The sequence below is a fragment of the Dactylosporangium salmoneum genome, from assembly GCF_039532525.1.
In the GTDB taxonomy this organism is placed as follows: Bacteria; Actinomycetota; Actinomycetes; order Mycobacteriales; family Micromonosporaceae; genus Dactylosporangium; species Dactylosporangium salmoneum.
This window is the reverse complement of record NZ_BAAARV010000151.1, coordinates 1-3,322: the sequence shown is the minus strand read 5'-3', so window position 1 is coordinate 3,322 and position 3,322 is coordinate 1. Positions and strand designations below refer to the sequence as shown.

Annotated in this window: 1 rRNA gene; it reads right to left on the bottom strand. The window is 57.2% G+C overall.

The features are described from left to right. Positions 1 to 5: 5 nt before the first annotated feature. A 23S ribosomal RNA gene (locus ABD352_RS57430) occupies positions 6 to 3,110 on the bottom strand. Positions 3,111 to 3,322: the final 212 nt, after the last annotated feature.

Here is a 3,322-nt window from a genome sequence, read left to right as displayed (position 1 = left end):
GTTTGTAAGTCAAGTCCTCGGCCTATTAGTACCGGTCAGCTCAAACCTGTTACCAGGCTTCCACTTCCGGCCTATCAACCCAGTAGTCTCGCTGGGGGCCTTAACCCTCAAGGGGTGGGATACCTCATCTCGAAGCGAGCTTCCCGCTTAGATGCTTTCAGCGGTTATCCCTTCCGAACGTAGCCAACCAGCCGTGCTCTTGGCAGAACAACTGGCACACCAGAGGTTCGTCCGTCCCGGTCCTCTCGTACTAGGGACAGCCCTTCTCAAGTATCCTACGCGCGCGGCGGATAGGGACCGAACTGTCTCACGACGTTCTAAACCCAGCTCGCGTACCGCTTTAATGGGCGAACAGCCCAACCCTTGGGACCTACTCCAGCCCCAGGATGCGACGAGCCGACATCGAGGTGCCAAACCATCCCGTCGATATGGACTCTTGGGGAAGATCAGCCTGTTATCCCCGGGGTACCTTTTATCCGTTGAGCGACACCGCTTCCACCTGCCAGTGCCGGATCACTAGTCCCGACTTTCGTCCCTGCTCGACCTGTCAGTCTCGCAGTCAAGCCCCCTTGTGCACTTGCACTCAACACCTGATTGCCAACCAGGCTGAGGGAACCTTTGGGCGCCTCCGTTACATTTTAGGAGGCAACCGCCCCAGTTAAACTACCCACCAGACACTGTCCCTGAACCGGCTCACGGTCCAAGGTTAGATACCCAAATCCAACAGAGTGGTATTTCAAGCTTGCCTCCACCCCCACTGGCGTGAGGACTTCACCGGCTCCCACCTATCCTACACAATCGAATTCGAGTACCAATGTCAAGCTATAGTGAAGGTCCCGGGGTCTTTCCGTCCTGCCGCGCGTAACGAGCATCTTTACTCGTAGTGCAATTTCGCCGGGCCTGTGGTTGAGACAGTGGGGAAGTCGTTACGCCATTCGTGCAGGTCGGAACTTACCCGACAAGGAATTTCGCTACCTTAGGATGGTTATAGTTACCACCGCCGTTTACTGGCGCTTAAGTTCTCCGCTTCGCCCCGAAGGACTAACAGGTCCCCTTAACGTTCCAGCACCGGGCAGGCGTCAGTCCATATACGTCGTCTTACGACTTAGCATGGACCTGTGTTTTTAGTAAACAGTCGCTTCCCCCTGGTCTCTGCGGCCACCAACCGCTCCACCAGCACGTGGTCTCACCATCGGTGGCCCCCCTTCTCCCGAAGTTACGGGGGCAATTTGCCGAGTTCCTTAACCACAGTTCGCCCGATCGCCTCGGTATTCTCTACCTGACCACCTGTGTCGGTTTGGGGTACGGGCCGCTCGAAACTCGCTAGAGGCTTTTCTCGGCAGCATGGGATCACTGACTTCACCTGAACGGCTCCGCATCACGTCTCACCCATCATGCAGCACGGATTTGCCTATGCTGCGGGCTACACGCTTGCCCCGGCACAACCACCGGCCGGGTCCAGCTACCCTCCTGCGTCACCCCATCGCTTGCCTACTACCAACCGAGGTCCCAACATCAACAGATCCACCCGAAGGCTTCACCATCTCCGGAAGTTAGTACAATCAGGTTCAGCATGGACGCTTCTTCGCGGGTACGGGAATATCAACCCGTTGTCCATCGACTACGCCTCTCGGCCTCGCCTTAGGCCCCGACTCACCCAGGGCGGATTAGCCTGGCCCTGGAACCCTTGGTCATCCGGCGGCAGGGTTTCTCACCCTGCTTTCGCTACTCATGCCTGCATTCTCACTCGCGTCACCTCCACGGCTGGATCACTCCGCCGCTTCACTGGTGACACGACGCTCCCCTACCCATCCACACACCTGAACCACAAAGGCTAGGTACATATGTGAATGCCACAGCTTCGGCGGTGTGCTTGAGCCCCGCTACATTGTCGGCGCGGAACCACTTGACCAGTGAGCTATTACGCACTCTTTCAAGGGTGGCTGCTTCTAAGCCAACCTCCTGGTTGTCTATGCGACCCCACATCCTTTACCACTTAGCACACGCTTAGGGGCCTTAGCTGGTGATCTGGGCTGTTTCCCTCTCGACTACGAAGCTTATCCCCCGCAGTCTCACTGCCACGCTCTCACTTACCGGCATTCGGAGTTTAGTTGACTTCAGTAAGCTTGTAGGCCCCCTAGGCCATCCAGTGCTCTACCTCCGGCAAGAAACACGTGACGCTGCACCTAAATGCATTTCGGGGAGAACCAGCTATCACGGAGTTTGATTGGCCTTTCACCCCTAACCACAGATCATCCCCCAACTTTTCAACGTTGGTGGGTTCGGCCCTCCACGCGGTCTTACCCGCGCTTCAGCCTGCCCATGGCTAGATCACTCCGCTTCGGGTCTAGGACACGCGACTGAACGCCCTATTCAGACTCGCTTTCGCTACGGCTCCCCCACACGGGTTAACCTCGCCACGTATCACTAACTCGCAGGCTCATTCTTCAAAAGGCACGCCGTCACCCCCACCAAAAGGCGGGACGCTCCGACGGATTGTAGGCGCACGGTTTCAGGTACTATTTCACTCCCCTCCCGGGGTACTTTTCACCTTTCCCTCACGGTACTAGTCCGCTATCGGTCACCAGGGAGTATTTAGGCTTACCAGGTGGTCCTGGCAGATTCACGGCAGATTACAGGAGTCCGCCGCTACTCGGGTATCCACACAACAGACCTGCAGTTTTCGCCTACCGGACTATCACCGTCTACGGCGCCGCTTTCCAACGACTTCGACTAACCACAAGTTTTCTGACTGTCGTCTGAGCCGGCAGACCCAGAACTGTGAACCCCACAACCCCGCCTACGCAACCCCTGCCGGGTATCACACGCAAACGGTTTAGCCTCTTCCGCTTTCGCTCGCCACTACTCACGGAATCACTATTGTTTTCTCTTCCTGCGGGTACTGAGATGTTTCACTTCCCCGCGTTCCCTCTACCTGCCCTATGTGTTCAGGCAGGAGTGACACCACATGACTGGTGCCGGGTTCCCCCATTCGGACACCCTGGGATCACAGCTCGGTTGACAGCTCCCCCAGGCCTATCGCGGCCTCCCACGTCCTTCATCGGCTCCTGGTGCCAAGGCATCCACCGTACGCCCTCAGCAACTTGACCACAAAGCTTTAAGATGCTCGCATCCACTGTGCAATTCTCAACCAACACCAAACCCAGAACACTACATGTCCAAGCCTCCGGCCAGCCGGCCGCGGTCCTCGAACCATTCTGGATCTCGTCTGAAACCAACCAGTTGCTGGTTGCTTCAGGACCCAACAGGGTGCCTATACGCCATCCCGAACCGCATCGCATGGTCTTCCACGCCCCCCCGA